The sequence below is a fragment of the Escherichia sp. 20412-1 genome (assembly GCF_003027595.1).
In the GTDB taxonomy this organism is placed as follows: domain Bacteria; phylum Pseudomonadota; class Gammaproteobacteria; order Enterobacterales; family Enterobacteriaceae; genus Escherichia; species Escherichia marmotae.
Genome location: NZ_PYQM01000005.1, coordinates 67,150 through 92,432 on the forward strand (window position 1 = coordinate 67,150; position 25,283 = coordinate 92,432).

General features: G+C 50.0%; 22 protein-coding genes. 11 read left to right on the forward strand and 11 right to left on the reverse strand.

The window, feature by feature from the left end; genetic code table 11:
* Positions 1 to 3: 3 nt before the first annotated feature.
* Both lysP and yieE read right to left on the reverse strand, forming a co-directional pair.
* A complete protein-coding gene (gene lysP / locus C7B16_RS05835; RefSeq protein ID WP_000253267.1) occupies positions 4 to 1,473 on the reverse strand; it encodes a lysine-specific permease in 1,470 nt (489 codons plus the stop codon).
* Positions 1,474 to 1,678: 205 nt separating this feature from the next.
* Positions 1,679 to 2,560, reverse strand: coding sequence for a DNA-binding transcriptional regulator YeiE (yieE, locus tag C7B16_RS05845; protein ID WP_000548304.1), 882 nt, complete (start codon positions 2,558 to 2,560; stop codon positions 1,679 to 1,681).
* Between the two features lie 98 nt (positions 2,561 to 2,658).
* Here yieE and C7B16_RS05850 point away from each other — a divergent pair, with 98 nt between their 5' ends.
* The 3 genes from C7B16_RS05850 to C7B16_RS05860 all read left to right on the forward strand — a co-directional run bounded on the left by C7B16_RS05850 (position 2,659) and on the right by C7B16_RS05860 (position 5,730).
* The gene (locus tag C7B16_RS05850; RefSeq protein WP_000182053.1) at positions 2,659 to 3,708 is read left to right on the forward strand and encodes a YeiH family protein; all 1,050 of its coding nucleotides are present in this window, start codon (positions 2,659 to 2,661) and stop codon (positions 3,706 to 3,708) included.
* Between the two features lie 73 nt (positions 3,709 to 3,781).
* Positions 3,782 to 4,639: a deoxyribonuclease IV gene (gene nfo, locus C7B16_RS05855; RefSeq protein WP_000873880.1), complete on the forward strand. Its 858-nt coding sequence runs from the start codon at positions 3,782 to 3,784 to the stop codon at positions 4,637 to 4,639.
* A 2-nt stretch (positions 4,640 to 4,641) separates the two neighbouring features.
* Entirely contained in the window at positions 4,642 to 5,730 is a 1,089-nt protein-coding gene (locus C7B16_RS05860) for a sugar kinase (protein WP_107179476.1), read from the forward strand.
* 106 nt (positions 5,731 to 5,836) lie between these two features.
* Here the strand turns inward: C7B16_RS05860 and C7B16_RS05865 are convergent, their stop codons facing one another.
* The gene (locus C7B16_RS05865; protein WP_000382959.1) at positions 5,837 to 7,087 is read right to left on the reverse strand and encodes a NupC/NupG family nucleoside CNT transporter; all 1,251 of its coding nucleotides are present in this window, start codon (positions 7,085 to 7,087) and stop codon (positions 5,837 to 5,839) included.
* A 98-nt stretch (positions 7,088 to 7,185) separates the two neighbouring features.
* Positions 7,186 to 8,127: a ribosylpyrimidine nucleosidase gene (gene rihB, locus C7B16_RS05870; RefSeq protein WP_001516713.1), complete on the reverse strand. Its 942-nt coding sequence runs from the start codon at positions 8,125 to 8,127 to the stop codon at positions 7,186 to 7,188.
* A 129-nt stretch (positions 8,128 to 8,256) separates the two neighbouring features.
* Between rihB and C7B16_RS05875 the strand changes: the two genes are divergently transcribed.
* Positions 8,257 to 8,955: a transcriptional regulator YeiL gene (locus C7B16_RS05875; RefSeq protein WP_107179477.1), complete on the forward strand. Its 699-nt coding sequence runs from the start codon at positions 8,257 to 8,259 to the stop codon at positions 8,953 to 8,955.
* A gap of 71 nt (positions 8,956 to 9,026) precedes the next feature.
* Here C7B16_RS05875 and C7B16_RS05880 read toward each other — a convergent pair whose 3' ends face one another.
* The 6 genes from C7B16_RS05880 to fruB form a co-directional block, all read right to left on the reverse strand.
* Positions 9,027 to 10,277, reverse strand: a complete 1,251-nt coding sequence (locus tag C7B16_RS05880; RefSeq protein WP_016248968.1) for a NupC/NupG family nucleoside CNT transporter — start codon at positions 10,275 to 10,277, stop codon at positions 9,027 to 9,029.
* Positions 10,278 to 10,369: 92 nt separating this feature from the next.
* On the reverse strand, positions 10,370 to 11,308 hold the full coding sequence (gene psuG, locus C7B16_RS05885) for a pseudouridine-5'-phosphate glycosidase (RefSeq protein ID WP_001516716.1): 939 nt from the start codon (positions 11,306 to 11,308) through the stop codon (positions 10,370 to 10,372).
* Positions 11,296 to 12,237: a pseudouridine kinase gene (locus C7B16_RS05890; RefSeq protein WP_107179478.1), complete on the reverse strand. Its 942-nt coding sequence runs from the start codon at positions 12,235 to 12,237 to the stop codon at positions 11,296 to 11,298. The genes psuG and C7B16_RS05890 overlap by 13 nt, the downstream gene beginning before the upstream one ends.
* Before the next feature lie 423 nt (positions 12,238 to 12,660).
* Positions 12,661 to 14,352 carry a PTS fructose transporter subunit IIBC gene (gene fruA, locus C7B16_RS05895; RefSeq protein ID WP_001516718.1) on the reverse strand — a complete coding sequence of 564 codons (1,692 nt, stop codon included), beginning with the start codon at positions 14,350 to 14,352 and terminating at the stop codon, positions 12,661 to 12,663.
* Between the two features lie 16 nt (positions 14,353 to 14,368).
* On the reverse strand, positions 14,369 to 15,307 hold the full coding sequence (gene fruK, locus C7B16_RS05900; RefSeq protein ID WP_000091270.1) for a 1-phosphofructokinase: 939 nt from the start codon (positions 15,305 to 15,307) through the stop codon (positions 14,369 to 14,371).
* Entirely contained in the window at positions 15,307 to 16,437 is a 1,131-nt protein-coding gene (fruB, locus tag C7B16_RS05905) for a fused PTS fructose transporter subunit IIA/HPr protein (RefSeq protein WP_000487268.1), read from the reverse strand. Before fruB ends, fruK begins: the two co-directional genes overlap by 1 nt.
* A gap of 367 nt (positions 16,438 to 16,804) precedes the next feature.
* Between fruB and setB the strand changes: the two genes are divergently transcribed.
* Entirely contained in the window at positions 16,805 to 17,986 is a 1,182-nt protein-coding gene (gene setB / locus C7B16_RS05910; RefSeq protein ID WP_107179479.1) for a sugar efflux transporter SetB, read from the forward strand.
* Here the strand turns inward: setB and C7B16_RS05915 are convergent.
* The gene (locus C7B16_RS05915; RefSeq protein WP_001516722.1) at positions 17,983 to 18,237 is read right to left on the reverse strand and encodes a YkgJ family cysteine cluster protein; all 255 of its coding nucleotides are present in this window, start codon (positions 18,235 to 18,237) and stop codon (positions 17,983 to 17,985) included. The genes setB and C7B16_RS05915 overlap by 4 nt on opposite strands.
* A 154-nt stretch (positions 18,238 to 18,391) precedes the next feature.
* Between C7B16_RS05915 and yeiP the strand changes: the two genes are divergently transcribed.
* The 6 genes from yeiP to C7B16_RS05945 all read left to right on the forward strand — a co-directional run bounded on the left by yeiP (position 18,392) and on the right by C7B16_RS05945 (position 25,227).
* Positions 18,392 to 18,964, forward strand: a complete 573-nt coding sequence (yeiP, locus tag C7B16_RS05920) for an elongation factor P-like protein YeiP (RefSeq protein ID WP_001136827.1) — start codon at positions 18,392 to 18,394, stop codon at positions 18,962 to 18,964.
* Positions 18,965 to 19,185: 221 nt separating this feature from the next.
* Positions 19,186 to 20,652 carry a mannitol dehydrogenase family protein gene (locus tag C7B16_RS05925; RefSeq protein ID WP_107179480.1) on the forward strand — a complete coding sequence of 489 codons (1,467 nt, stop codon included), beginning with the start codon at positions 19,186 to 19,188 and terminating at the stop codon, positions 20,650 to 20,652.
* Between the two features lie 118 nt (positions 20,653 to 20,770).
* Positions 20,771 to 21,757 carry a zinc-binding GTPase YeiR gene (yeiR, locus tag C7B16_RS05930; RefSeq protein WP_000198840.1) on the forward strand — a complete coding sequence of 329 codons (987 nt, stop codon included), beginning with the start codon at positions 20,771 to 20,773 and terminating at the stop codon, positions 21,755 to 21,757.
* A 38-nt stretch (positions 21,758 to 21,795) separates the two neighbouring features.
* The gene (locus C7B16_RS05935; protein ID WP_107179481.1) at positions 21,796 to 22,500 is read left to right on the forward strand and encodes a phosphatase PAP2 family protein; all 705 of its coding nucleotides are present in this window, start codon (positions 21,796 to 21,798) and stop codon (positions 22,498 to 22,500) included.
* Positions 22,501 to 22,921: 421 nt separating this feature from the next.
* Positions 22,922 to 23,488, forward strand: coding sequence for a bifunctional murein DD-endopeptidase/murein LD-carboxypeptidase (gene mepS, locus C7B16_RS05940; protein ID WP_000241011.1), 567 nt, complete (start codon positions 22,922 to 22,924; stop codon positions 23,486 to 23,488).
* A 182-nt stretch (positions 23,489 to 23,670) separates the two neighbouring features.
* Positions 23,671 to 25,227 carry a cyclic di-GMP phosphodiesterase gene (locus C7B16_RS05945; protein ID WP_000470617.1) on the forward strand — a complete coding sequence of 519 codons (1,557 nt, stop codon included), beginning with the start codon at positions 23,671 to 23,673 and terminating at the stop codon, positions 25,225 to 25,227.
* The last annotated feature ends 56 nt before the right edge of the window (positions 25,228 to 25,283 follow it).

Consider the following 25,283-nt stretch of genomic DNA (forward strand, 5'->3'; position numbering starts at 1 on the left):
CGCTTATTTATTGTCGTTCTGTGGGAACTTCATTTCGCTGTAACGCACGAAGTGAGTTCCTTTAATCAACTTGTAACCAAACCAGATGGCCAGGAACAGCGGGATACCGATATACGTTGCCGCTACGCCGCCCCAGTCGATGGTATCTTTCAGGAACGCTTCGTAGTTCTGGCCCAGAGTGATAATCAGGCACAGCACAAAGGCGAAGATCGGTCCCAGCGGGAAGAAGCCCGAACGATACGGCAGGTCGTTAATATCGTGTCCCTGCAATACATAGCCGCGACGGAAACGATAGTGACTGATAGCAATCCCCAGCCAGGCGATAAAGCCGGTCATCCCGGAGGTATTCAGCAGCCACAGATACACCGTCTGGTTACCAAACATGGAGGTCAGGAAGCACAGACCGGCAATCACCGTCGTGGCATATAGCGCATTACGTGGTACACCGCCGCGCGACAGTTTAGAGAAAATACGCGGCGCTTTGCCATCGCACGCCAGGGTGTACAGCATACGGGTAGACGCGTACATACCGGAGTTACCCGCTGACAGTACTGCTGTCAGAATAACCGCGTTCATCACCGCCGCCGCAGAAAGCAGTCCTGCGTGCTGGAACACCAGCGTGAACGGGCTGACGCTGATGTCTTTCACATCATTGCGTAACAGACTTGGATCGGTGTACGGAATGATCAAGCTGATGATCAGGATCGCGAATACATAGAACAGCAGAATTCGCCAGAACACCTGACGTACCGCACGCGGAATATTTTTCCCCGGCTCTTCAGATTCACCCGCCGCAATACCAATCAGTTCGGTTCCCTGGAAGGAGAAGCCGACAATCATCGCCACACCGATCATCGCCGCAAAACCACCGGCAAACGGTGCCTCGCCTATCGTCCAGTTACTCCAGCCAGCAGGCTGTGCACCTTTGAAGATACCGAAAATCATCATCACGCCAACGGCGATAAAGATAATCACGGTCGTAACTTTGATCAGTGAGAACCAGTACTCCGCTTCACCAAAGCCTCTGACCGAAATGTAATTCAGCAGGAAGATAACGCCGAGGAACAGCGCACTCCAGATCCAACCAGGGACATCCGGGAACCACCAGCTCATTACCAACTGCGCGGCCACCAGATCAACAGCGATAGTTACCGCCCAGTTGTACCAGTAGTTCCAGCCCAGCGCGAAGCCAAAGCCCTCTTCTACATAGTTCTGACCGTAAGTCGCAAACGAACCAGAAACTGGCATATACGCCGCCAGTTCGCCAAGACTGGTCATCAGGAAGTAGACCATCAGGCCAATCAAAATATACGAGAGCAGCGCCCCGCCCGGACCTGCCTGAGAAATCGTTGCACCAGAGGCAACAAAAAGACCCGTACCGATGGAGCCACCAATGGCAATCATCGTCAGGTGACGCGCCTTTAATTCACGGCGTAAGCCCGGCGCTTCTGTGGTTTTAGTTTCGGAAACCATACGAAAATGCTATCCATCATTAAAAATGAGGCGCGATTGTAGCAGACGATTTGCAATCCTTCCGATAGAAATGCGCTTTTATAAGAGACCTTCATGATCGCCCAGGAATTATAAGTAAAGCAGCCAATCTCTTTTCTGGCGAATACCTGACGCTGGCGCTACGTCACGAAATCGACACAGCGCCAGCATATTCCTGTACAGCAACTTAACGCGGTAAATTGGCAGGATTGCAGTAGTCCAGAAAGCGCATTAACGCGTTGGAAAGGTGTTTTTGCCGATGATGAATACGCCACAGCGTGCGCATCAGGCGCGGCAGCGGGACAGCAACTTCACGTAAAGAGCCAGCCTGTAATTGCTCTTCAATCACCCGTCGCGACAGGCAGCTAATCCCCAGTCCGTGACGCACAGCATGTTTGATGGCCTCGGAGTTTCCCAACTCCATCGCCATCTCAAACTTCGGCAGATGCGACAGTAACAGATAGTCGACAATCTCCCGCGTACCAGAACCGCGTTCACGCAGGATCCACGGTGCGGCAGCAAGCTGTTCTAAGGTGACCGGACCATGAGCAAGCGGCGAGGTTGGCGAGGCGAAAACCACCAGTTCGTCTTCCAGCCAAGGTTCAGAAATGATTTCAGTGCTGTGGCACGGCCCTTCAATAAAGCCAATATCAACGCGGAAATCCAGCACCGCCTGCATCACGTCCTGGCTGTTACCAACGCTAAGTTCAATCGGCAACTGCGGGTAATCATGGCGATAACGGGCGATAACAGCGGGTAAAATGTAATTGCCGATGGTGCTACTGGCATAGACACGAATCGCGCCGTTGTCTTCGCGAAACAGTTGTTCAATTTCAACAGCCTGTTCCAGCAGCGCCAGCGCGCGCGGATAAAGCAGCCGTCCGTGTTCATTAACAACCAGTCTTTTCCCCACGCGATCAAACAGTTGCACGCCAAGCTGCCCTTCCAGGTCGGTCAAGGCTGCGCTCACTGCTGATTGCGACAACGCCAGCATCACCGACGCCTGGGTGGTGGATCCACTTTTCAATACTTCTGCAAAAACTTCCAACTGTCGGAGGGTGATGTGCATAGTCGCTTACCACTTATAAAGATTAATTATAAATATATAATCAATTTTATTTTTAAACCAGTTAGACGTAACCTTATGCCCGGTTAAAGGAGAGGGTTATGACGAATATCACCTTACAGAAACAACATCGTACACTGTGGCATTTTATTCCGGGGTTAGCCCTGAGTGCAGTTATCACCGGGGTCGCCCTGTGGGGTGGTTCCATTCCCGCCGTTGCGGGTGCCGGGTTTAGTGCCCTCACCCTCGCAATCTTGTTGGGGATGGTTTTAGGCAACACCATCTATCCGCACATCTGGAAAAGCTGTGACGGTGGCGTGCTGTTTGCCAAGCAATATTTATTACGTCTGGGTATCATTCTTTATGGCTTCCGTCTGACGTTCTCGCAAATTGCCGATGTCGGTATCAGTGGGATCATCATTGACGTGCTGACGCTGTCCAGTACCTTCCTGCTGGCTTGCTTCCTGGGGCAGAAAGTGTTTGGCCTGGATAAGCACACCAGTTGGTTGATTGGTGCCGGTAGCAGTATTTGTGGTGCCGCTGCGGTACTGGCAACTGAGCCGGTAGTGAAAGCGGAAGCCAGTAAAGTAACCGTGGCTGTTGCAACCGTTGTTATCTTCGGGACCGTCGCGATTTTCCTCTACCCGGCGATATATCCGCTGATGTCTCAATGGTTTAGCCCGGAAACTTTCGGTATCTACATTGGTTCTACTGTGCACGAAGTGGCGCAGGTGGTGGCGGCAGGTCATGCCATCAGCCCGGATGCAGAAAACGCAGCAGTTATTTCCAAAATGCTGCGCGTGATGATGCTGGCTCCGTTCCTTATTCTGCTGGCTGCACGTGTTAAACAGCTATCTGGGGCGAACAGCGGCGAGAAAAGCAAAATCACCATTCCGTGGTTTGCCATCTTGTTCATCGTAGTTGCCATCTTTAACTCGTTCCACCTGTTACCGCAGAGCGTGGTGAACATGCTGGTAACGCTGGATACCTTCCTGCTGGCAATGGCGATGGCGGCGCTGGGTCTGACCACTCACGTCAGCGCGCTGAAAAAAGCCGGGGCGAAACCTCTGCTGATGGCACTGGTACTGTTTGCCTGGCTGATTGTTGGTGGTGGTGCAATTAACTATGTGATTCAAAGCGTCATCGCATAAACCACTACATCTTGCTCCTGTTAACCCGCTATGATTACCGTTTTCCTCCAGCGGGTTTAACAGGAGTCCTCGCATGAAATACATTGGAGCGCACGTTAGTGCTGCTGGCGGTCTGGCAAATGCCGCAATTCGCGCCGCCGAAATCGACGCAACCGCGTTTGCCTTGTTCACCAAAAATCAACGTCAGTGGCGTGCTGCACCGCTCACGACGCAAACCATCGATGAATTCAAAGCCGCCTGCGAAAAGTATCACTACACGTCGGCGCAAATTCTTCCCCACGACAGTTATCTGATTAACCTTGGCCATCCGGTCGCAGAAGCCCTGGAAAAGTCGCGCGATGCGTTTATAGATGAAATGCAGCGTTGCGAACAACTGGGTCTCTCTTTGCTCAACTTCCACCCCGGTAGTCACCTGATGCAAATTTCAGAAGAGGATTGCCTGGCGCGCATTGCCGAATCTATCAACATTGCGCTGGATAAAACACAAGGTGTGACGGCGGTGATAGAAAATACCGCCGGTCAGGGCAGCAACTTAGGATTTAAGTTCGAACATCTCGCGGCGATTATCGACGGCGTGGAAGATAAATCCCGCGTCGGCGTTTGCATTGATACCTGCCATGCTTTTGCTGCCGGATATGATTTGCGTACCCCTGCCGAATGCGAGAAAACGTTCGCAGATTTTGCCCGTATTGTCGGCTTTAAGTATCTGCGCGGGATGCACCTCAACGATGCGAAAAGCACCTTTGGTAGCCGCGTCGACCGCCATCACAGTCTTGGTGAAGGCAATATTGGCCATGATGCTTTCCGCTGGATCATGCAGGATGATCGCTTCGACGGTATTCCGCTGATCCTCGAAACCATTAACCCGGATATCTGGGCGGAAGAAATCGCCTGGCTGAAAGCGCAACAAACTGAAAAAGCGGTAGCCTGAAAATGAATAACCGGGAGAAGGAGATCCTTGCAATTTTGCGGCGTAACCCGCTGATCCAGCAGAATGAAATTGCTGATATGCTGCAAATCAGCCGTTCGCGCGTAGCGGCGCATATTATGGATTTAATGCGCAAAGGCCTGATTAAAGGCAAAGGTTACATTCTCACCGAGCAGGAATACTGTGTGGTGGTGGGGACAATCAATATGGATATTCGCGGGATGGCGGATATCCGTTATCCGCAAGCGGCCTCTAATCCCGGTACAATTCATTGCTCGGCTGGCGGCGTCGGGCGCAATATCGCCCACAATCTGGCACTACTGGGCCGTGACGTGCATTTACTCTCGGTGATTGGCGATGACTTTTATGGCGAAATGCTCTTAGAAGAGACGCGCCGTGCCGGAGTGAATGTCTCAGGCTGCGTTCGTTTACACGGTCAAAGTACGTCAACGTATCTCGCGATTGCCAATCAAGACGATGAAACCGTGCTGGCGATAAACGATACCCATCTTCTGGATCAATTGACGCCGCAATTACTGAACGGGTCGCGTGATTTACTTCGCCATGCGGGCGTGGTACTGGCTGATTGTAACCTGACTGCTGAGGCGCTGGAGTGGGTCTTTACCCTTGCCGATGAAATTCCGGTGTTTGTCGATACCGTTTCGGAATTTAAAGCAGGAAAAATCAAACACTGGCTGGCACATATTCACACCCTGAAACCGACTTTGCAGGAACTGGAAATTTTATGGGGACAGGCGATCACCAGCGATGCTGACCGTAATGCCGCAGTGAATGCGTTGCATCAGCAAGGTGTTCAGCAACTGTTTGTTTATTTGCCCGATGAGTCAGTTTATTGCAGCGAAAAGGATGGCGAGCAATTTTTACTGACTGCACCAAAACATACGACGGTAGACAGTTTTGGCGCCGACGATGGTTTTATGGCGGGACTGGTGTATAGCTTTCTGGAAGGAAGCAGTTTTCGCGATAGCGCCCGTTTTGCGATGGCCTGCGCGGCAATTTCGCGCGCCAGCGGCAGCATAAACAACCCTACTCTGTCTGCCGATAACGCGCTTTCATTAGTGCCAATGGTGTAACAATGTTGCCGGATGCGACGCTTGACGCGTCTTATCCGGCCTACAAATCAGGCAATTTCAGCAAGTAAATGTAGGCCTGATAAGCTTGCGCATCAGGCAATGACACTCAAGCGAAACCAATAAAGAACCCGGCAATGGTCGCACTCATCAGGTTGGAGAGCGTCGCCGCCGCCAGCGCCCGTAAACCAAGTTGGGCGATTTCCGGCGCACGGTGCGGCGCAACCGCAGAAAATGCGCCAACCACCACGCCGATAGAACCAAAGTTAGCGAAACCGCACAGCGCAAAAGAAATAATCGCTACGGTTTTAGCATCCAGAGTGCCTGCGGTTTGCAAATACGGTGAGAAACTCAGGTAAGCGACAAATTCGTTAATCGCCAGTTTCTGCCCAATCAAACTTCCCGCAAGGTTGGCATCACTCCAGTCAACCCCCATCACCCACGCCAGCGGAGCCAGCAGGTAACCTAAAATGGACTCCAGCGAGGCATTTTCAAAACCAAACCAACCGCTAACACCGCCGATAATACCGTTAATCAACGCAATGATGGCGACAAATGCCATCACCACAGTCGCTACACCTGCGGCGATTTTCAGCCCGGTCATTGCCCCTGTAGCAGCGGCTTCAATAATGCTTTTTGGCGGTGTTTCGGTGAAAGAGAGGTTATTAAAGGAAACTTGCGAAGATTCCGTAGCCGGGCTTAACAAGCGAGCAAACAAGATCCCGCCGGGGATCGCCATTAACGATGCCGCCAGCAGATATTCCACTGGCACGCCCAGTGCAGCGTACCCAATCATCGTCGAACCGGCAATTGAGGCCATGCCACTACAAATCGCCGTAAATAATTCATTGCGATTCAGACGATCAATAAATGGCTTCACGATCGCCGGAATTTCGTTTTGCCCGAGGAAAATGGTGGTGACAGCAACAAATGACTCAATCTTGCTGATATGTAAAGCTTTCTGGAATATACCGCCAAGAATACGAATTAAGATCCCCATCACGCCAATGTAGTAAAGAATACTCACCAGTGCAGTAACGAAGATAATTGCCGGTAATACCCTGAAACCAAAGATAAATCCTGCGCCATCAAACAGGGTGTCCATTTTCGGCCCAACCAGAGAACCGAAGATGAAGGCACTACCCGCATCGCTGTACGCCATCACTTTATGGACACCAAAAGCGACCTTTTCTGCAACCCAACGTCCAGGCGGAAGCCAAAGCATAATACCGCCAATCACAACCTGTAATACCAGCGCCGCGCCGACGGTTCTCAGGCTGATCTTCTTCTTATTCACCGACAGCAAAAACGCAATCGTCAGCAATACCACCATTCCCAGAACACTTCTCATGACATCCATAGTTATTATCTCTTCATGTCATTTTGGGCGACGGCTTTCTGCCCATTATAAATAGCCGGGCTTGCACCTTGCGATACAGGCCCGACTTGCTATCAAACTTAATGGGTTTTGATGTAGCCGCGAACGCATTCTTCGACTAATCCCCAGAACCAGTCGGTATCAATTGTGATGCCGACTTTGGTATTAGCGGGCTTGCCGAGAACACCCAGTTCGTCGCAGACGGTACGCCCGTAACAAGGGCCGCTGTTGACGTCTACTTCGACATACATTTCCTGGGTTTTAATGCCATCAGGGTTAATCAGATAGCCAATGCAGGTGGCGTCATGCACCGGGCCACCAGCCAGACCATAATTTTCGAACTGAGTTTTGAGGGTGAAATTCATGATGTCACTGAACAGTTCACCGGCAGGGCCACCTGCCCTTTCCATCCGCGCAATCACATCCGGGGTGCAAACAGTCTGGTTAGTGAGATCGAGGCCCATCATCACCAACGGAACGCCGGAGGTGAACACTACGCGTGCGGCTTCCGGATCAGCAAAGATGTTGAACTCGGCAGACGGCGTAAAGTTACCTGTACCGTAAGCGCCGCCCATTAGCACAATTTCACGGATTTTCGACAGAATTGCAGGCTGCATCCGCATTGCCACCGCGATGTTTGAAAGTGGACCAACCGGCACCAGAGTGATATCGCCATCGCTTGCCATCAGGGTATCGATGATGTATTTCACCGCATGGGTGCTTTCAGCTTTACGGGTCAGCGGCTCGAATACCGGGCCATCCAGTCCGGTTTCACCGTGAATATTATCGGCAACGATTTGTTTGCGCATAATCGGCTGCGGCATCCCCGCATAAACCGGAACATTAATCTCCAGTTTCTGACAAACATTCAGACCATTAATTAATGTCTTATTGAGGGTTTGATTACCGGCCACAATGGTAATACCTAATAAATCAATCGCCGGATGTTTCGCTGCCATCATTATTGCAATAGCGTCATCATGACCCGGATCACAATCCAGGATAATTTTTCTTTTTTCCATTGTTTATTCCCTCTGTTTCAAGTTGCGTTATTTTTTCTACAGCAAAGAAAATTCAATCGGGCCGATAATTGAATCTTAACAACAGCGTACGTATGCTAAATATGAGAAATCTCATAGCGGGTAAACATCGTGAAAGAAATCCACAATAATGATCTTAAGCAGCAATTAATTGACGAATCCGCATTTAAGGTGTGCTTTGCAACGGATGTTTCAGTGGACACGCGGCTGTTTCATTTTTTAGCGCGTGACTACATTGTGCAGGAAGGACAACAGCCGTCATGGCTGTTTTACCTGACGCGAGGCCGCACCAGACTCTACGCCACGCTTGCTAATGGTCGGGTGTCGCTGATCGATTTCTTTGCCGCACCCTGTTTTATTGGCGAGATTGAGTTAATCGATAAAGACCATAAACCGCGCGCGGTGCAGGCTATTGAAGAGTGTTGGTGTATTGCGCTTCCCATGAAAAATTACCGTCCGCTGTTATTAAACGACACACTATTTTTACGAAAACTCTGCGTCAGCTTAAGCCATAAAAATTATCGCAATATTGTTTCTTTAACGCAGAATCAATCATTTCCGTTAGTGAATCGCCTGGCCGCATTTATATTACTCTCGCAGGAAGGTGATCTTTATCACGAAAAGCATACCCAAGCGGCAGAGTATCTGGGTGTTTCTTATCGACACCTGTTATATGTTCTCGCACAATTCATTCACGATGGTTTATTAATTAAAAATAAGAAAGGATATTTAATTAAAAACAGAAAGCAGTTGTTAGAGCTGGCGCGGGAGATGGACCCGGAGAATAAACTCTCCGGGATGATGCAGTAAAAATTATTTGAATGCTGCGCGATTGCCGGATGCGACGCTTGATGCGTATTATCCGGCCTACGAATCGAGCATTACGCCAGGCCAATAAAGAATCCGGCAATTGTCGCACTCATCAGGTTGGAGAGCGTCGCGGCTGCCAGCGCCCGTAAACCAAGCTGAGCGATTTCGGGCGCACGTTTTGGCGAAATAGCCGAGAACGCCCCAACGACAACACCGATAGAGCCGAAGTTAGCAAAACCACAAAGCGCAAAGGAGATAATCGCCACGGTCTTCACGTCCAGCGTGCCGCCCGTTTGCAGATAGGGCGAGAAACTCAGGTAAGCGACAAATTCATTAATCGCCAGTTTCTGCCCAATCAAACTCCCCGCAAGGTTGGCATCACTCCAGTCAACCCCCATGATCCACGCCAGCGGTGCCAGCACATAGCCAAAAATACTTTCCAGAGAGGCATTGGCAAAACCAAACCAGCCGCCAATACCGCCGATAATGCCATTGATCAGCGCAATAATTGCGACAAATGCCATTACTACCGTCGCCACACCTGCGGCGATTTTCAACCCGGTCATCGCACCGTTCGCCGCCGCTTCGATAAAGCTTTTTGGCGGCGTCTCGCTGAATGACAGGTTTTCAAATGTCACCTGCGAAGATTCCGTCGCCGGGCTAAGAATACGCGCAAACAAGATCCCGCCAGGGATAGCCATCAGCGATGCTGCTAACAGATAGTCAATCGGCACGCCCATTCCGGCATAACCAATCATCATCGAACCGGCAATAGATGCCATGCCGCTACAAATTGCGGTAAACAACTCGTTGCGATTCATGCGATCAATAAACGGTTTAACGATCGCCGGGATCTCATTTTGCCCGAGGAAAATAGTGGTAACCGCAACAAATGATTCGATTTTGCTGATGTTGAGGGCTTTCTGAAAAATACTACCAAGAATACGGATCAGCAGTCCCATCACACCAATGTAGTACAGCAAACTGATGAGTGCGGTAACGAAAATAATCGCCGGAAGTACGCGAAAGGCGAAAATAAAGCCTGCGCCATCAAACAGGACATCCATTTTCGGCCCCACCAGCGAGCCAAAAATGAAGGCGCTGCCGGCGTCACTGTAGGACATGACTTTATGTACGCCTAACGCCGCCTGCTCTACCGCCCATTTTCCCGGCGGAAAATAGAGCATAACGCCGCCAATGGCGATTTGCAGCAGCAGCGCGGCACCTACGGTGCGTAAACTGATGCTTTTTTTATTCACTGACAACAAAAACGCGATTGCCAGCAATACCACCATCCCCACAACACTTCTCATTATATCCATAATGATTTCCCTTCATGCCAGTAAACCCGGCGTCAACGCCAGGTTTCGGTATGTATGATAAGTACGGGCGACGGCTTTCTGCCCGTCAGAAATTAACCCACGAGACGTTGATATTCTTTGGCAATTTCGCTCGCCAGAATGGCATTGTTAAACACCAACTGGATGTTAGATTTCAGGCTATCGCCGCCGGTCAGTTCAGCAACTCGCGCCAGCAGGAACGGCGTACTCTCTTTACCGATTACACCTTGCTCTTCAGCTTCGGCAACGGCCTGATCAATTGCAGCGTTAATACTTTCTTCCGGCATCGCAAACTGTTCCGGGATCGGGTTCGCCACCACCAGGCCACCGTTCAGACCACTTTGCCATTTCACCGCCATCGCACGGGCAATTTCGCTGGCGCTATCGAGACGGATGCTGACCTCAAACGGACTGGTGCGGCAGAAAAATGCCGGTAATGCTTTGGTCTGATAACCAATTAACGGCACACCGAAGGTTTCTAAATATTCGGTGGTTAAACCTAAATCGAGAATAGATTTCGCTCCGGCACAAACCACGGTAACATTGGTATGCGCCAATTCCTGTAAATCGGCAGAAATATCGAATGTCTGTTCCGCGCCACGATGTACCCCACCAATACCGCCGGTGGCAAATACCTTAATTCCGGCAAGCGCCGCAATAATCATGGTTGAAGCAACAGTAGTAGCGCCATTTTTTCCGGCCGCAACAACAAAAGGTAAATCGCGACGGCTAACTTTGGTTACGTTATGTCCTTCACGCCCCAGTAATTCAATTTCTTCTTTGCTTAAGCCTACTTTCATCACACCGCCAATAATAGCGATAGTGGCTGGTACGGCTCCCTGTTGACGAATAGTTTCTTCTACTTCAATTGCAGTCTGGGCATTTTGTGGAAACGGCATACCGTGAGAAATAATGGTCGACTCCAGCGCCACAACCGGTTTTTTGTTTTTTAAAGCATCCTGCACTTCCGGGGAAATCTGTAATAACTCCGGGGAAATTTTTAATTCAGACATTCTGCGTTCTCCACTAACGATATAACGTTGGCAACCGATAAATCAGGGTTATTGGTGTATTCACAGGAGAGCGCCATTGACGAACATCCCTGTGCAAAACGAACGGATTCGGCAAACGGCATCCCGTCTACCCAGCACGAAGCAAGTCCCGCCATCATGGCATCGCCCGCTCCGGTAACATTGACGACATTGGTTTTAATCGGCGCAGACCAGCCGCTTTCACCGCGGATATCGCTGTAATAAACACCGTCACCGCCCATGCTCAGAACCAGTCGGTTCAGGCCATTTTGATGGAACCAGGCGGCAACTTTCGCCACATCTTCACGCCCCGAAAGGGCAATACCGCTCAGGGTTTCCGCTTCCAGACGGTTTGGCTTCAGTGTATGGATCTGCTTTAACCGTTCGCGTACTTTGACGCATTTCCATGCTGAAACAGGATCGACAAATACAGGTGCGTCGGCGGCGTTATCCAGGAGCCAGATCAGCGCCTCTTCACTGATATTACAGTCTGCGACAATGACCTTTGCCCCTTGAATAAAATCACGGTGCTGTGAGAGGAACTCCGCTGAAATACAGTTGCTAATATTCATATCATTTATAGCAACCAGCATTTCGCCGGTATTATCGAGTAGAGATAAATAACTTGAGGTATTTTCCCCTGGCACAATAAGGCATTTATCGACATAAACACCGGACTGATTAGTTTGTGTCAGGAGCGATTGACCATAAAAATCACTTCCTACGGCGCTCAGTAGCCAGGATTTTTTCCCCAGCAACACCAGGTTTTGTGAAATATTGCGCCCTACGCCACCGGGGGTAAATTTTATTTTCCCAGGATTTGAATCCGCATAATTTAATGATCCATGTGAATATCCGGCGACATCAATATTAGCCGAACCTATAATTACGACATATTCCTTTTCGCGCATAGCACGTCCTCTGGTAAAAAATTACCAACCCTGTCAATCCACAAGAATATAGGTACTGCAAAGACCGTTTAAACATATGTTCATATTTAAACATGTGCTCATAGTATGCTTGTTTTACTTAAAGTAAATTACTGCCAGAGGGGCAAAATGAGCAGATTTGAGCAGGCTCACAAAACTCTATTATTGGCGGTTTTAGAAAAAGCGAAGAAATTGTGAAGTAATGCACAGAACTGAAACAATAAAAAAGGGCAGAAATTAATCTGCCCTTGAGAAAATGACGTTGCTGTTTGATGAGAGGTTCAGGTTTCTATTTGAAGTAAAAACCATTTAAATTCATAGAATTAATTTCAAACACTTTTCACTTATCTTGCGGTCATCAACGGATACAGGGCAGAAAATTCCTGCCCTGCAGTTCACGTTTTATTATGCTGTTTTCGCTACAGCGTCCACTTCCGGACGTTTCAGGAAAGCATAGGCCAAACCTGCCACCAGCGTACCGGCAATGATTGCCACCAGGTATCCCAGAACCGGCGTAATTGCGCCAGGGATCAGCAGAACAAACAGACCACCGTGCGGCGCCATCAGTTTCGCACCAATCGCCATAGAGATTGCACCAGTCAGCGCCCCACCAACGATACAGCACGGCAGTACTCGCATCGGATCGCGGGCGGCAAACGGAATTGCACCTTCAGAAATAAAGCACAGTCCCAGAACCAGAGCCGCTTTACCGCCTTCCTGCTGCGCTTTGTCGAATTTGCGACGTGCCACCATCGTAGCCAGCCCCATTGCCAGCGGTGGCACCATACCTGCCGCCATAATCGCCGCCATCGGGCCATAGGTTTGAGTACTCAGCAGACCCACACCGAACGCGTACGCCGCTTTGTTTACCGGACCGCCCATGTCAGTACACATCATTCCACCGAGGATCGCCCCCAGCAGAACCGCATTCGCAGTCCCCATAGTTTGCAGCCAGTGGGTCAGGCCTTCGAGGATGCCAGCAACCGGTTTACCGATCAGGTAGATCATCGCCAGACCCACCACCAGACTGGAAACTAGCGGAATGATCAGAATCGGTTTTAGCGCCTCCATACTCTGTGGCAGTTTCAGTTGCGTACTGATTAACTTCGCAATGTAACCGGCCAGGAAACCCGCAATAATACCGCCAATGAAGCCAGAACCGGTGCTGACCGCCAGCATACCGCCAATCAGACCCGGAGTAAGCCCCGGACGATCGGCAATAGAGAAGGCAATATAACCCGCCAGTACCGGAACCATCAGCGCAAAAGCTGAACCGCCGCCAATCTGCATCAGCGCCGCAGCAAGCGTCCCTTGCTCTTTAAATGCTTCAATACCAAAAGCAAAAGAAAGCGCGATACACAGACCGCCAGCAACCACCATCGGTAACATGTAAGAAACGCCCGTCAACAGGTGACGATACGCGCCTGCACTCTCTTTCTTAGCTTCAGAGCTTGCCGTTTGGGCTTTACCTGCTGGCTCGTAAGGCGTCGCTTCAGCAACCGCTTTATCCAGCTCCTGCGCCGTTTTCTTCAGCGCCAGACCGGTAGAAGTGCGGTACATGGGTTTACCGGCAAATTTTGCCAGATCGACTTCAATGTCTGCCGCCACAATCACCAAATCCGCTGCCGCCACTTCTTCAGGCGTGATGGCATTCCCCGCACCAACAGAGCCACGGGTTTCAACTTTCACCCACCAACCGCGTTTTTTCGCTTCAGTTTCAATAGCTTCAGCCGCCATAAAGGTGTGTGCCACGCCGGTTGGGCAAGCAGTAACCGCAACCACGCGTTTCGGGCCGCTGGCTGCAACCGGTGCTGTAGCAGCTACCGGCGCAGTGTAAGGTTTCGCATGGCCTTTGGCTTCGCTCAGGAACAGCTCCGGATGCGCGACGGCCCGGGAAATATCGCCCAGCCAGACATTTTTACCGTTCAGCGCGCTATCGTTCGGGATGGAATCACCAAGAACAATCGCCATTTCAGCGTCGTTAGGATTATCGATGATTTCCAGTTTTGCTTTTCGCGCCGCCGCGCCCAGCAGGGTCTTCGCCATATAGGCGCGTGCCTGACCGAGATTAGCGTCAATAATCAGCAGCGTTTTCATTATGCCTCTCCTGCTGTCAGTTAAAAGGTTGTAAGTCGACGCGCGCCATCATTGCGGCCAACTGCGGACGATCGGTAATACCTACATTACTTTGACTTACCGCCAGGGCTGCAACAGCCGTCGCCAGACGCAGTGTGTGTTCACTGGATTCACGCATTAGCAAGCCATAAATCAGGCCACCAACCATAGAATCCCCTGCGCCAACGGTGCTTACGACATCGACTGACGGTGGTTTGGCGATCCATTCGCCGGAGGCATTAACCCAAAGCGCGCCTTCGGCACCCAGTGAAATTACAACATGCGCGATACCTTGTTCACGTAGCGCATGTGCAGCTTCAATGACATCTTTCATTTCAGGCAGTTTACGACCCGCCCAGATTTCCAACTCACGGCGGTTAGGTTTCACCAGCCATGGTGCCGCTTTCAAACCAGCCACTAACGCTTCACGGCTACTATCAAAGATAATGCAAGGACACTGACTACGCAGGCGAGTCATCCAGTCGGTGAATGCTTCCGGGCTGACACCTGACGGTAAACTACCGCTGACACAGACCATATCGAACTGACCAAGCCAGCTTAAAGAATCCGTCACAAAGCGTTCCCAGTCGGCTGGAGTAACTTCGAAACCAGAGAAGTTGAGATCGGTGACTTCACCGTCTTTTTCTGTCAGCTTGACGTTAATGCGGGTACGCCCCTGGACAACCTGGAAACGGTTGGCAATGCCCAGCTCGCTGAACAGTTGCTGAAAACCGTCCTGATTGTCTTTGCCGAGGAAACCGCCAACGGTGACATCAATCCCCAGGTCTTTTAAAACTTTGGCCACGTTGATGCCTTTACCCGCTGCATGCAGACCGGTGGTTTTCACCAGGTTCACTTCGCCGCGTTCAATTTCCGGGCAGAAACCGACAAGGTCATAGGCCGGATTGAGGGTGATCGTAGCAACACGTCTGCTCATTACGCGCCCTCCCCAAGACCGGCGGCGATGGCGTCGCCAATGGCTTTCAGCGCCTGTTCAGCATCTGCTCCCTGGGCGGTAAAGCGTAGGCGATGACCTTTCTTAACGCCAAGTGCTACAACTTTCATTAGACTACGTCCATTTGCCGGTTTGCCGGTGCCATCAAGGTTTGTCACGGTAATATCACTGTTAAATTGTTTAATGGTATTGACCAGCATGGTGCCTGGGCGGGCATGCAGGCCGTGTTCATTGCGCACCACAAACTCCGCGCTTAACACGTCGTCGGTCGGCACATCATCGCTGGTCAGCAGCGCCAGCAACGTTGCTGCATCAGCTTTCAACAGACGTTCAGCCTTATTGTCGATCAGCAGGTCGCTCAGACGCTTAAGTACCGCGACTGGCTGATCGTCATTCATCGCCACACTCACCAGCATGGCTGCCGTTTCGCCTTCAACATCAAAAGCATTTGCCGCACGGCTTACCGCAATGGCGCTGCGCAGGTTGCCTTCGGCACTATCGTTCAGCCAGATCCCCTGCCCGAGGTTCAACGGCTGTTCATTGATGGCTTTGGTAACAAAAGCGGTATCAACCGCGCCCGCTTCTTTCAGACGAGCAGCATTCAGCGCCTGAAGAGTCAGCAAATCGCTGGCGACGATATCCAGCGTCAGCATTTCGTTATCAAGCTTCAACTGTTCACTCTGCTTTTCGCCCATCAGCAGTGCGCGCAGTTCTTCTGCAGTGGTGGCTGATTTCAGTTGTTCAGCAACGGAATCATCGCTCAGGACGTGCGTCAGTTGACGCAACAGCCCCAGATGTTCATCCGAGCTGGCGGCAATACCGATAGCAACATATGCCACCTGACCTTCACCCCATGTCACGCCTTCCGGGAACTGAAACACCTGAACGCCGGTTTTCAGTACCTGATCGCGGGTGTCGGTGGTGCCGTGTGGAATAGCAATACCATTGCCGAGGAACGTTGAGGTTTGCTGTTCGCGCGCCAGCATGCCATTGACGTAACCTTCAGCGACATTACCGGCCTGCACCAGCGCCGCAGCGACCTGGCGAATCGCCTCTTCTTTGTCTCCGGCCTTTTCGCCCGGATGGATGTCCTGTACGGATAACTGGAACATAGTTCTCCTCTCTTGCTGAATTGAAACGATTCAGCTTCTATGAGAAAAAAAGCGCTAACCTGGCTTAGGGTTAAAGACAAGATCGCGCTGAAACGTTTCAAGAAAGCATAATACTTCTGTTTCAGCACGCAAGGGATGGCGCTAAATTATGTACAAAAGTTTGATGTGCTGCACATTTTTTTGCCGATAATCTGAATCGCTGATGGCGAAATTTGTTATCAACATGATCATTTCAGCAGCGTCAGCAAAGGTTCAACAAGAGTGAAATAGCATTTTGATTATTCATGGCGAGTTTGATTTCACTGACTGTTTATTTTCTGACAAGCGGCGTAAACTCCGCGTCTTCATCTTTCAGTGATCGACCAGCATGCATAATTCCCCCGCAGTCTCCAGCGCGAAATCGTTTGACCTGACATCAACGGCATTCTTAATTGTTGCCTTTCTCACCGGCATTGCAGGCGCTCTGCAAACCCCAACGCTCAGTATTTTTCTTACCGATGAGGTACACGCCCGCCCGGCAATGGTGGGATTCTTCTTTACCGGCAGCGCCGTCATCGGGATTCTGGTCAGCCAGTTTCTCGCCGGGCGCTCCGATAAGCGCGGCGATCGTAAATCACTGATTGTCTTTTGCTGCCTGTTAGGCGTGCTGGCCTGCACCCTTTTCGCCTGGAATCGCAACTACTTCATCCTGTTGTTTGTCGGCGTTTTTCTTAGCAGCTTTGGCTCTACCGCCAACCCGCAGATGTTTGCTCTTGCCCGTGAACATGCCGATAAAACCGGGCGTGAAGCAGTGATGTTCAGCTCTTTTTTGCGCGCCCAGGTTTCACTGGCATGGATCATCGGCCCGCCGCTGGCTTATGCCTTAGCGATGGGTTTCAGCTTTACGGTGATGTATCTCAGCGCGGCGGTAGCGTTTATTGTTTGCGGCGTGATGGTGTGGCTGTTTTTACCGTCGATGCAAAAAGAGGTTCCGCTGGCGACCGGCACGGTTGAAGCACCGCGGCGTAACCGTCGCGATACGCTATTGCTGTTTGTCATTTGTACGTTGATGTGGGGTTCAAATAGCCTGTACATCATCAACATGCCGCTATTTATTATTAACGAACTACATCTTCCAGAAAAACTGGCGGGTGTGATGATGGGGACCGCCGCCGGGCTGGAAATCCCGACGATGTTAATTGCCGGTTATTTTGCCAAACGTCTGGGTAAGCGGTTCTTGATGCGCGTAGCAGCCGTGGGTGGCATCTGTTTTTACGCAGGTATGCTGATGGCACATTCACCTGTTATTCTGTTGGGCTTACAGATGCTGAATGCTATTTTTATCGGTATTCTTGGCGGTATTGGGATGCTCTATTTTCAGGATCTGATGCCCGGCCAGGCGGGTTCAGCAACCACGCTCTATACCAATACATCACGTGTGGGCTGGATTATCGCCGGTTCAGTAGCCGGAATAGTCGCAGAGATCTGGAATTATCATGCAGTGTTCTGGTTTGCGATGGTGATGATTATCGCCACCCTGTTCTGCTTACTGCGGATTAAAGATGTTTAAGGCGCGGTCAGTATTTCCAGATCGATAAGCCAGGTCATTGCCTGCTGACGCGTGTTGCCGCACATTTCTGCACTGGCTTGTAAGCCTGCGCAGACTCTCGGGCGCAGTGGCGAGGTAAAAATTTTACAGCGTTGCTGTTCATCGAGCTGAATGCAGGGTGTATTAGCGGGCTTGCCATCTGGCATACCCGGAATAGGGCTGGAGATTGAGGGGGCGGTACAACACGCCCCGCAATCCGGACGGCATTCCATACATTGTTCTCTTCAGGTTAACCACCGGATTGATGAGCGCGCACAGTACCACCTTTTTTGCACCAGCAAAAGTGCGAATACCTCTTGCCTGAAATGGCCGTCGCGAGTAGTTTGTCGCGATATTTTTGACATTTTCGACTACAGGAATTTTTCGATGCCAAGAGCGAACGAAATTAAAAAAGGTATGGTTCTGAATTACAACGGCAAATTGCTGCTGGTTAAGGATATTGATATTCAGTCCCCCACTGCCCGCGGTGCCGCTACGCTGTACAAAATGCGCTTTTCTGATGTCCGTACCGGGCTGAAAGTAGAAGAGCGTTTCAAAGGTGATGATATCGTTGACACCGTGACGCTGACCCGCCGCTATGTTGACTTCTCCTACGTTGATGGCAACGAATATGTCTTTATGGATAAAGAGGACTATACCCCGTATACCTTCACGAAAGATCAGATTGAAGAAGAACTGCTGTTTATGCCGGAAGGCGGTATGCCTGACATGCAGGTTTTGACCTGGGACGGCCAACTGCTGGCACTTGAACTGCCGCAGACCGTTGATCTGGAAATCGTTGAAACCGCACCAGGCATTAAAGGTGCTTCTGCCAGCGCACGTAACAAACCGGCAACATTAAGCACCGGTCTGGTGATTCAGGTGCCAGAATACTTAAGCCCGGGCGAAAAAATCCGTATCCATATCGAAGAACGCCGTTACATGGGGCGTGCTGACTAACTTCAGCCACATTCAAAAAGGGACTGCTCAGGCTGTCCCTTTTTTAATTTATTATACCAATCTGCTATTTTGTGCTTACTGAACGCCTTCCGCCCGTAAAATTTACTCGTTGATTGATCGCCCTCACACTTCATTGCATTAACAATCCAGACCAATTTCAATTGCTGTCATATAACTTTACACTGCCATTGTTAATTAATCGTTACTGAGACGTGACCTCTATGAATACTATTGCCTCCGTTACGCTCCCCCATCACGTACACACTCCATGCTACGATCGCCAGCAATTGAAATCCCGTATCGTTCATTTTGGCTTTGGAGCCTTTCACCGCGCACATCAGGCATTATTAACCGATCGTGTGCTGAATGAGCAGGGTGGCGACTGGGGAATTTGTGAAATCAGCCTGTTCAGCGGTGAGCAATTGATGAGCCAGCTTCGCGCACAAGACCATTTATACACTGTGTTAGAGAAAGGTGCAGACGGCAATCAGGCGATTATTGTCGGTGCCGTTCACGAATGCCTGAATGCAAAACTGGATTCATTAGCAGCGATTATTGAGAAATTTTGCGAACCGCAGGTGGCGATAGTTTCCCTGACGATTACCGAAAAGGGGTATTGCATCGACCCGGCCACCGGCACGCTCGACACCAGCAATTCGCGCATTATTCACGATCTACAAACGCCGGAAGAACCTCATTCCGCACCAGGCATTCTTGTCGAAGCACTGAAACGCCGCCGTGAACGCGGCCTTGCGCCATTTACCGTGCTCTCCTGCGACAATATTCCCGACAATGGCCATGTGGTGAAAAATGCGGTTTTGGGAATGGCAGAAAAACGCTCACCAGAACTCACCGAATGGATAAAAGAACACGTCAGCTTTCCGGGAACGATGGTTGATCGCATTGTTCCGGCAGCAACCGACGAATCGCTGGCAGAAATTAGCCAGCATCTGGCCGTGAATGATCCCTGTGCGATTAGCTGCGAACCGTTTATCCAGTGGGTAGTGGAAGATCACTTCGTTGCAGGACGTCCAGCCTGGGAAGTCGCAGGTGTACAACTGGTGGATGATGTTTTGCCCTGGGAGGAGATGAAACTGCGCATGCTTAATGGCAGCCACTCTTTTCTCGCTTATCTGGGTTATCTCGCAGGGTTTGCCCATATCAGTGATTGCATGCATGACCGAGCATTTCGCCATGCCGCCAGAACGTTAATGCTGGATGAGCAAGCGCCGACGCTACGGATTAAAAATGTCGATTTGACGCAATATGCGGATAAGTTAATTGAACGTTTTGCCAATCCCGCACTGAAACATAAAACCTGGCAAATCGCGATGGATGGCAGTCAGAAATTACCGCAACGCATGCTGGCGAGCATTCGCATTCATCTGGCGCGCGAAACAAACTGGCCGTTACTGGCGTTAGGAGTCGCAGGCTGGATGCGCTATGTGAGCGGCGTTGATGATGCCGGAAATGCCATTGATGTTCGCGATCCGCTCAGCGATAAAATTCGCGATCTGGTTGCGGAAAGTAGCAATGAACAACGCGTTAGCGCCCTGCTTTCTCTGCGTGAAGTTTTCGGTGATGACCTGCCCAATAACCCGCATTTTGTGCAGACAATCAAAAATGCCTGGCAACAAATAGCGCAGTTTGGAGCGCATCAGGCACTGTTAAATACCCTCAAAATTTAACGATTTCTGCGGTTAAGGTGGACGGAGGCATGCTTCGTCCGCTCCTTCTCTTCTCTTTTCCAGCTTTTTTAGCCAGGATTAACGCACAGTTAACTAATCTGATTATTGCGGAGCCGTTGTGACCAGGACCAACCTCATCACCGGTTTTCTCGGCAGCGGGAAAACGACGTCAATTCTTCATCTATTAGCCCACAAAGATCCGCAAGAAAAATGGGCGGTGCTGGTTAATGAATTTGGTGAAGTCGGGATAGATGGTGCTTTGCTCGCTGACAGCGGTGCATTACTAAAAGAGATCCCCGGCGGCTGCATGTGCTGCGTTAATGGCTTACCGATGCAGGTGGGGCTGAATACCTTACTGCGCCAGGGAAAACCAGACCGCTTGCTGATAGAGCCTACAGGGCTGGGCCATCCAAAACAGATCCTCGATCTGTTAACCGCTCCGGTTTATGAACCGTGGATCGATCTGCGCGCCACGTTATGTATTCTCGATCCTCGCCTGCTGCTGGATGAAAAAAGCGTCAATAATGAAAATTTCCGTGACCAGTTGGCTGCCGCAGACATTATTGTCGCCAATAAATCCGACCGAGCGACGTCCGAAAGCGAGCAAGCGTTGCAACGCTGGTGGCAACAAAATGGTGGCGATCGGCAATTAATTCACAGCGAACATGGGCAAATTGATGGTCATCTTCTGGATTTACCCCGTCGCAATTTAATCAAATTACCCGCCAGCGCCGCCCATTCACATCAGCATACCGTGAAAAAAGGGTTAGCCGCGTTAAGCCTGCCAGAGCATCAACGCTGGCGTCGCAGTCTCAACAGCGGACAAGGGCATCAGGCCTGCGGTTGGATATTCGATGCTGATACGGTGTTCGACACCGTTGGCATTCTGGAATGGGCGCGGCTTGCACCAGTGGAACGCGTGAAAGGCGTGATGCGTATTCCTGAAGGACTGGTGCGAATCAACCGTCAGGGCGATGACTTGCACATTGAAACGCAAAACGTGGCACCACCGGACAGTCGCGTTGAGCTGATTTCCAGCAGCGAAACTGACTGGAATGCCTTACAGAGCGCGCTGTTGAAGCTTCGTTTAGTGACCAACGCGTAAGGTTGCTTGCGTTTTTCAGTAAGATGATTAGAGAAAATATGATTAAAAATTTGCCGCAAATAGCGTTGTTAAACGTTGTCGGCCTCGCGCTGTTTCTTTCCTGGTACATTCCCGTCAATCATGGATTCTGGTTGCCGATTGACGCGGATATTTTCTATTTTTTTAATCAGAAACTGGTCGAAAGCAAGGCTTTTTTATGGCTGGTCGCATTGACCAATAATCGCGCTTTTGACGGCTGTTCACTGCTGGCAATGGGACTGCTGATGCTGAGTTTCTGGCTGAAAGAAAACGCCTCCGGCAGACGCCATATCATGATTATCGGTCTCGTCATGCTGTTAACCGCAGTGGTATTAAACCAGTTGGGCCAGGCATTAATTCCGGTAAAGCGAGCCAGCCCGACATTAACATTTGCGAATATTAACCGCGTCAGCGAACTGTTATCTGTGCCAACAAAAGATGCCTCGCGAGATAGTTTTCCTGGCGATCATGGCATGATGTTGCTTGTTTTTTCTGCATTCATGTGGCGTTATTTCGGAAAAGTCGCAGGCGTCATCGCCCTTATTATTTTTGTGGTATTTGCATTTCCCAGAGTGATGATTGGCGCACACTGGTTTACCGATATCATTGTCGGTTCCCTGACTGTGATATTGATTGGTTTGCCCTGGTGGTTGATGACGCCATTAAGTGATCGATTAATCACCTTCTTTGACAAATCATTGCCAGGAAAAAGAAAACATTCCTAAAACAAATAACTCACAGTAATTAACATCATCAGGTTTATTTTCATAGACCGGATAATCCTGATGATGCACTGCGTTGCTTTCGTTCATCGAGTAAAATAGTCATTCTCTAACTAAATGAATGGATTGCATGCTTTTTGCTCAATCGTTCTTTAATTGACCAATCCCGGTTATTAACTTTCTGTATCACTTTTTCTTATAAAAAATCATGTAAAACCCCTCGCCAAGACCGCGCCAATCGGGTAATCTCGAACTCGTTTTGCCTCGGCGGTAAATTATCCTCACAGCATATAATTTTGTGCGTTAGTCCACAGATTTTGCCTTAGGGAATTGTTTCAACATGCCCAGGTAATTAGTCTCGTCTCGCTTGGCATTTTTTTATAACGATATTTGTCGTTAAGGACTTCAAGGGAAAACAAACAACATGGTCAAATCTCAACCGATTTTGAGATATATCTTGCGCGGCATTCCCGCGATTGCAGTAGCGGTTCTGCTTTCTGCATGTAGTGCAAACAACACCGCAAAGAATATGCATCCTGAGACACGTGCAGTGGGTAGTGAAACATCATCACTGCAAGCTTCTCAGGATGAATTTGAAAACCTGGTTCGTAATGTCGACGTAAAATCGCGAATTATGGATCAGTATGCTGACTGGAAAGGCGTGCGTTATCGTCTGGGCGGCAGCACCAAAAAAGGTATCGATTGTTCTGGTTTCGTACAGCGTACATTCCGCGAACAATTTGGCTTAGAACTCCCTCGTTCAACTTATGAACAACAGGAAATGGGCAAGTCAGTTTCCCGCAGTAATTTGCGTACAGGTGACTTAGTTCTGTTCCGTGCCGGTTCAACGGGACGCCATGTCGGTATTTATATCGGCAATAATCAGTTCGTTCATGCTTCCACCAGCAGTGGTGTTATTATTTCCAGCATGAATGAGCCGTACTGGAAAAAGCGTTACAACGAAGCACGTCGGGTTCTTAGTCGCAGCTAATAAACCGTTTGGATGCAATCCCTTGGCTATCCTGACGAGTTAACTGAAGGCACTGCTTAAGCAGTGCTTTTTTATTTTCATCCATTATAGAAAATGATGTTTCCATGCCTTGATCCAGGCTATAGTCCCGTCATTCTCTTCTACTTCAGCGTTATCGTAATCTCAGGAATATTAACGGAACTATGTTCATACGCGCTCCCTCTTCCGGACGTAAGATCCTGCTTACCTGCATTATTGCGGGCGTGATGATCGCGATACTTGTCAGTTGCCTTCAGTTTTTAGTGGCCTGGCATAAACATGAAGTCAAATACGACACCTTGATTACCGACGTACAAAAATATCTCGACACCTATTTCACCGAGCTGAAGTCCACTACTGATCACCTCCAGCCACTCACCTTAGATACCTGTCAGCAAGCCAACCCTGAACTGACTGCACGTGCGGCATTCAGTATGAATGTACGAACGTTTGTGCTGGTAAAGGATAAAAAGAGTTTCTGTTCTTCTGCGACTGGTGAGATGGACATTCCGCTCAATGAACTGATTCCGGCGCTCGACATTAGTAAAAATATTGATATGGCAATGTTGCCTGGCACACCGATGGTGCCCAACAAACCCACGATCGTCATCTGGTATCGCAATCCTTTATTAAAAAATAGCGGCGTTTTTGCAGCATTGAACCTGAACCTGACGCCGTATCTTCTCTATAGCTCTCACCAGCAAGATTTCGATGGTATAGCACTCATTATTGGTAATACTGCGATATCGACCTTTACGCCGCATTTGATGAACGTCCGCGAGTTAACCGGCACGCCGGTACGTGAAACCAAAATCGCAGGCATTCCGCTGACTGTTCGACTTTATGCTAACGACTGGACATGGAGTGATGTGTGGTACGCGTTTTTACTGGGTGGAATGAGTGGAACTGTCGTTGGCCTGCTCTGCTATTACCTGATGAGCGTGCGTATGCGCCCTGGCAGAGAGATTATGATGGCCATCAAGCGTGAGCAGTTTTACGTGGTGTATCAACCGGTGGTTGATACACAAACGCTGCGGGTAACGGGTCTGGAAGTGTTACTGCGCTGGCGTCATCCGGTAGTGGGTGAAATCCCCCCGGATGCCTTCATTCATTATGCCGAATCGCAAAAGATGATTGTGCCACTGACCCAGCACCTGTTTGAGCTGATTGCTCGTGACGCGGCAGAATTACACAACGTACTGCCGGTGGGCGTAAAGTTTGGTATTAACATTGCGCCGGACCATTTGCACAACGAGAGCTTTAAAGCCGATATACATCGACTGCTTGCCTCCCTGCCCGCTCACCATTTCCAGATTGTGCTGGAAATTACCGAGCGCGATATGCTGAAAGAACATGAAGCGTCACAACTCTTCGCATGGCTGCATTCTGTCGGCGTGGAAATTGCCATTGATGACTTCGGCACCGGACACAGCGCGCTTATCTATTTGGAACGTTTCACGCTCGATTACCTGAAAATTGACCGCGGTTTCATCAATGCCATAGGTACGGAAACGGTCACCTCACCAGTGCTTGACGCGGTGCTGACGCTGGCGAAGCGTCTCAATATGCTGACAGTTGCTGAAGGGGTTGAAACGCCGGAACAGGCACGCTGGTTACGCGAACGTGGTGTTAATTTCCTGCAAGGTTACTGGATTAGTCGCCCTCTGCCGTTGGATGATTTTATCCGCTGGTTGGAGAAACCGCATACGCCGCAGTGGTAAGGAGTGCTTGTGTCCCTTATTATTCATAGGGAAAGCATGCCGGATTGCGGCTAATG

Excerpts from the sequence above, each read along its gene's own strand:
- lysP (WP_000253267.1), bottom strand. The coding sequence starts at position 1,473 with ATGGTTTCCGAAACTAAAACCACAGAAGCGCCGGGCTTACGCCGTGAA.
- yieE (WP_000548304.1), bottom strand. The coding sequence starts at position 2,560 with ATGCACATCACCCTCCGACAGTTGGAAGTTTTTGCAGAAGTATTGAAA.
- C7B16_RS05850 (WP_000182053.1), top strand. The coding sequence starts at position 2,659 with ATGACGAATATCACCTTACAGAAACAACATCGTACACTGTGGCATTTT.
- nfo (WP_000873880.1), top strand. The coding sequence starts at position 3,782 with ATGAAATACATTGGAGCGCACGTTAGTGCTGCTGGCGGTCTGGCAAAT.
- C7B16_RS05860 (WP_107179476.1), top strand. The coding sequence starts at position 4,642 with ATGAATAACCGGGAGAAGGAGATCCTTGCAATTTTGCGGCGTAACCCG.
- C7B16_RS05865 (WP_000382959.1), bottom strand. The coding sequence starts at position 7,087 with ATGGATGTCATGAGAAGTGTTCTGGGAATGGTGGTATTGCTGACGATT.
- rihB (WP_001516713.1), bottom strand. The coding sequence starts at position 8,127 with ATGGAAAAAAGAAAAATTATCCTGGATTGTGATCCGGGTCATGATGAC.
- C7B16_RS05880 (WP_016248968.1), bottom strand. The coding sequence starts at position 10,277 with ATGGATATAATGAGAAGTGTTGTGGGGATGGTGGTATTGCTGGCAATC.
- psuG (WP_001516716.1), bottom strand. The coding sequence starts at position 11,308 with ATGTCTGAATTAAAAATTTCCCCGGAGTTATTACAGATTTCCCCGGAA.
- C7B16_RS05890 (WP_107179478.1), bottom strand. The coding sequence starts at position 12,237 with ATGCGCGAAAAGGAATATGTCGTAATTATAGGTTCGGCTAATATTGAT.
- fruA (WP_001516718.1), bottom strand. The coding sequence starts at position 14,352 with ATGAAAACGCTGCTGATTATTGACGCTAATCTCGGTCAGGCACGCGCC.
- fruK (WP_000091270.1), bottom strand. The coding sequence starts at position 15,307 with ATGAGCAGACGTGTTGCTACGATCACCCTCAATCCGGCCTATGACCTT.
- fruB (WP_000487268.1), bottom strand. The coding sequence starts at position 16,437 with ATGTTCCAGTTATCCGTACAGGACATCCATCCGGGCGAAAAGGCCGGA.
- setB (WP_107179479.1), top strand. The coding sequence starts at position 16,805 with ATGCATAATTCCCCCGCAGTCTCCAGCGCGAAATCGTTTGACCTGACA.
- C7B16_RS05915 (WP_001516722.1), bottom strand. The coding sequence starts at position 18,237 with ATGGAATGCCGTCCGGATTGCGGGGCGTGTTGTACCGCCCCCTCAATC.
- yeiP (WP_001136827.1), top strand. The coding sequence starts at position 18,392 with ATGCCAAGAGCGAACGAAATTAAAAAAGGTATGGTTCTGAATTACAAC.
- C7B16_RS05925 (WP_107179480.1), top strand. The coding sequence starts at position 19,186 with ATGAATACTATTGCCTCCGTTACGCTCCCCCATCACGTACACACTCCA.
- C7B16_RS05935 (WP_107179481.1), top strand. The coding sequence starts at position 21,796 with ATGATTAAAAATTTGCCGCAAATAGCGTTGTTAAACGTTGTCGGCCTC.
- mepS (WP_000241011.1), top strand. The coding sequence starts at position 22,922 with ATGGTCAAATCTCAACCGATTTTGAGATATATCTTGCGCGGCATTCCC.
- C7B16_RS05945 (WP_000470617.1), top strand. The coding sequence starts at position 23,671 with ATGTTCATACGCGCTCCCTCTTCCGGACGTAAGATCCTGCTTACCTGC.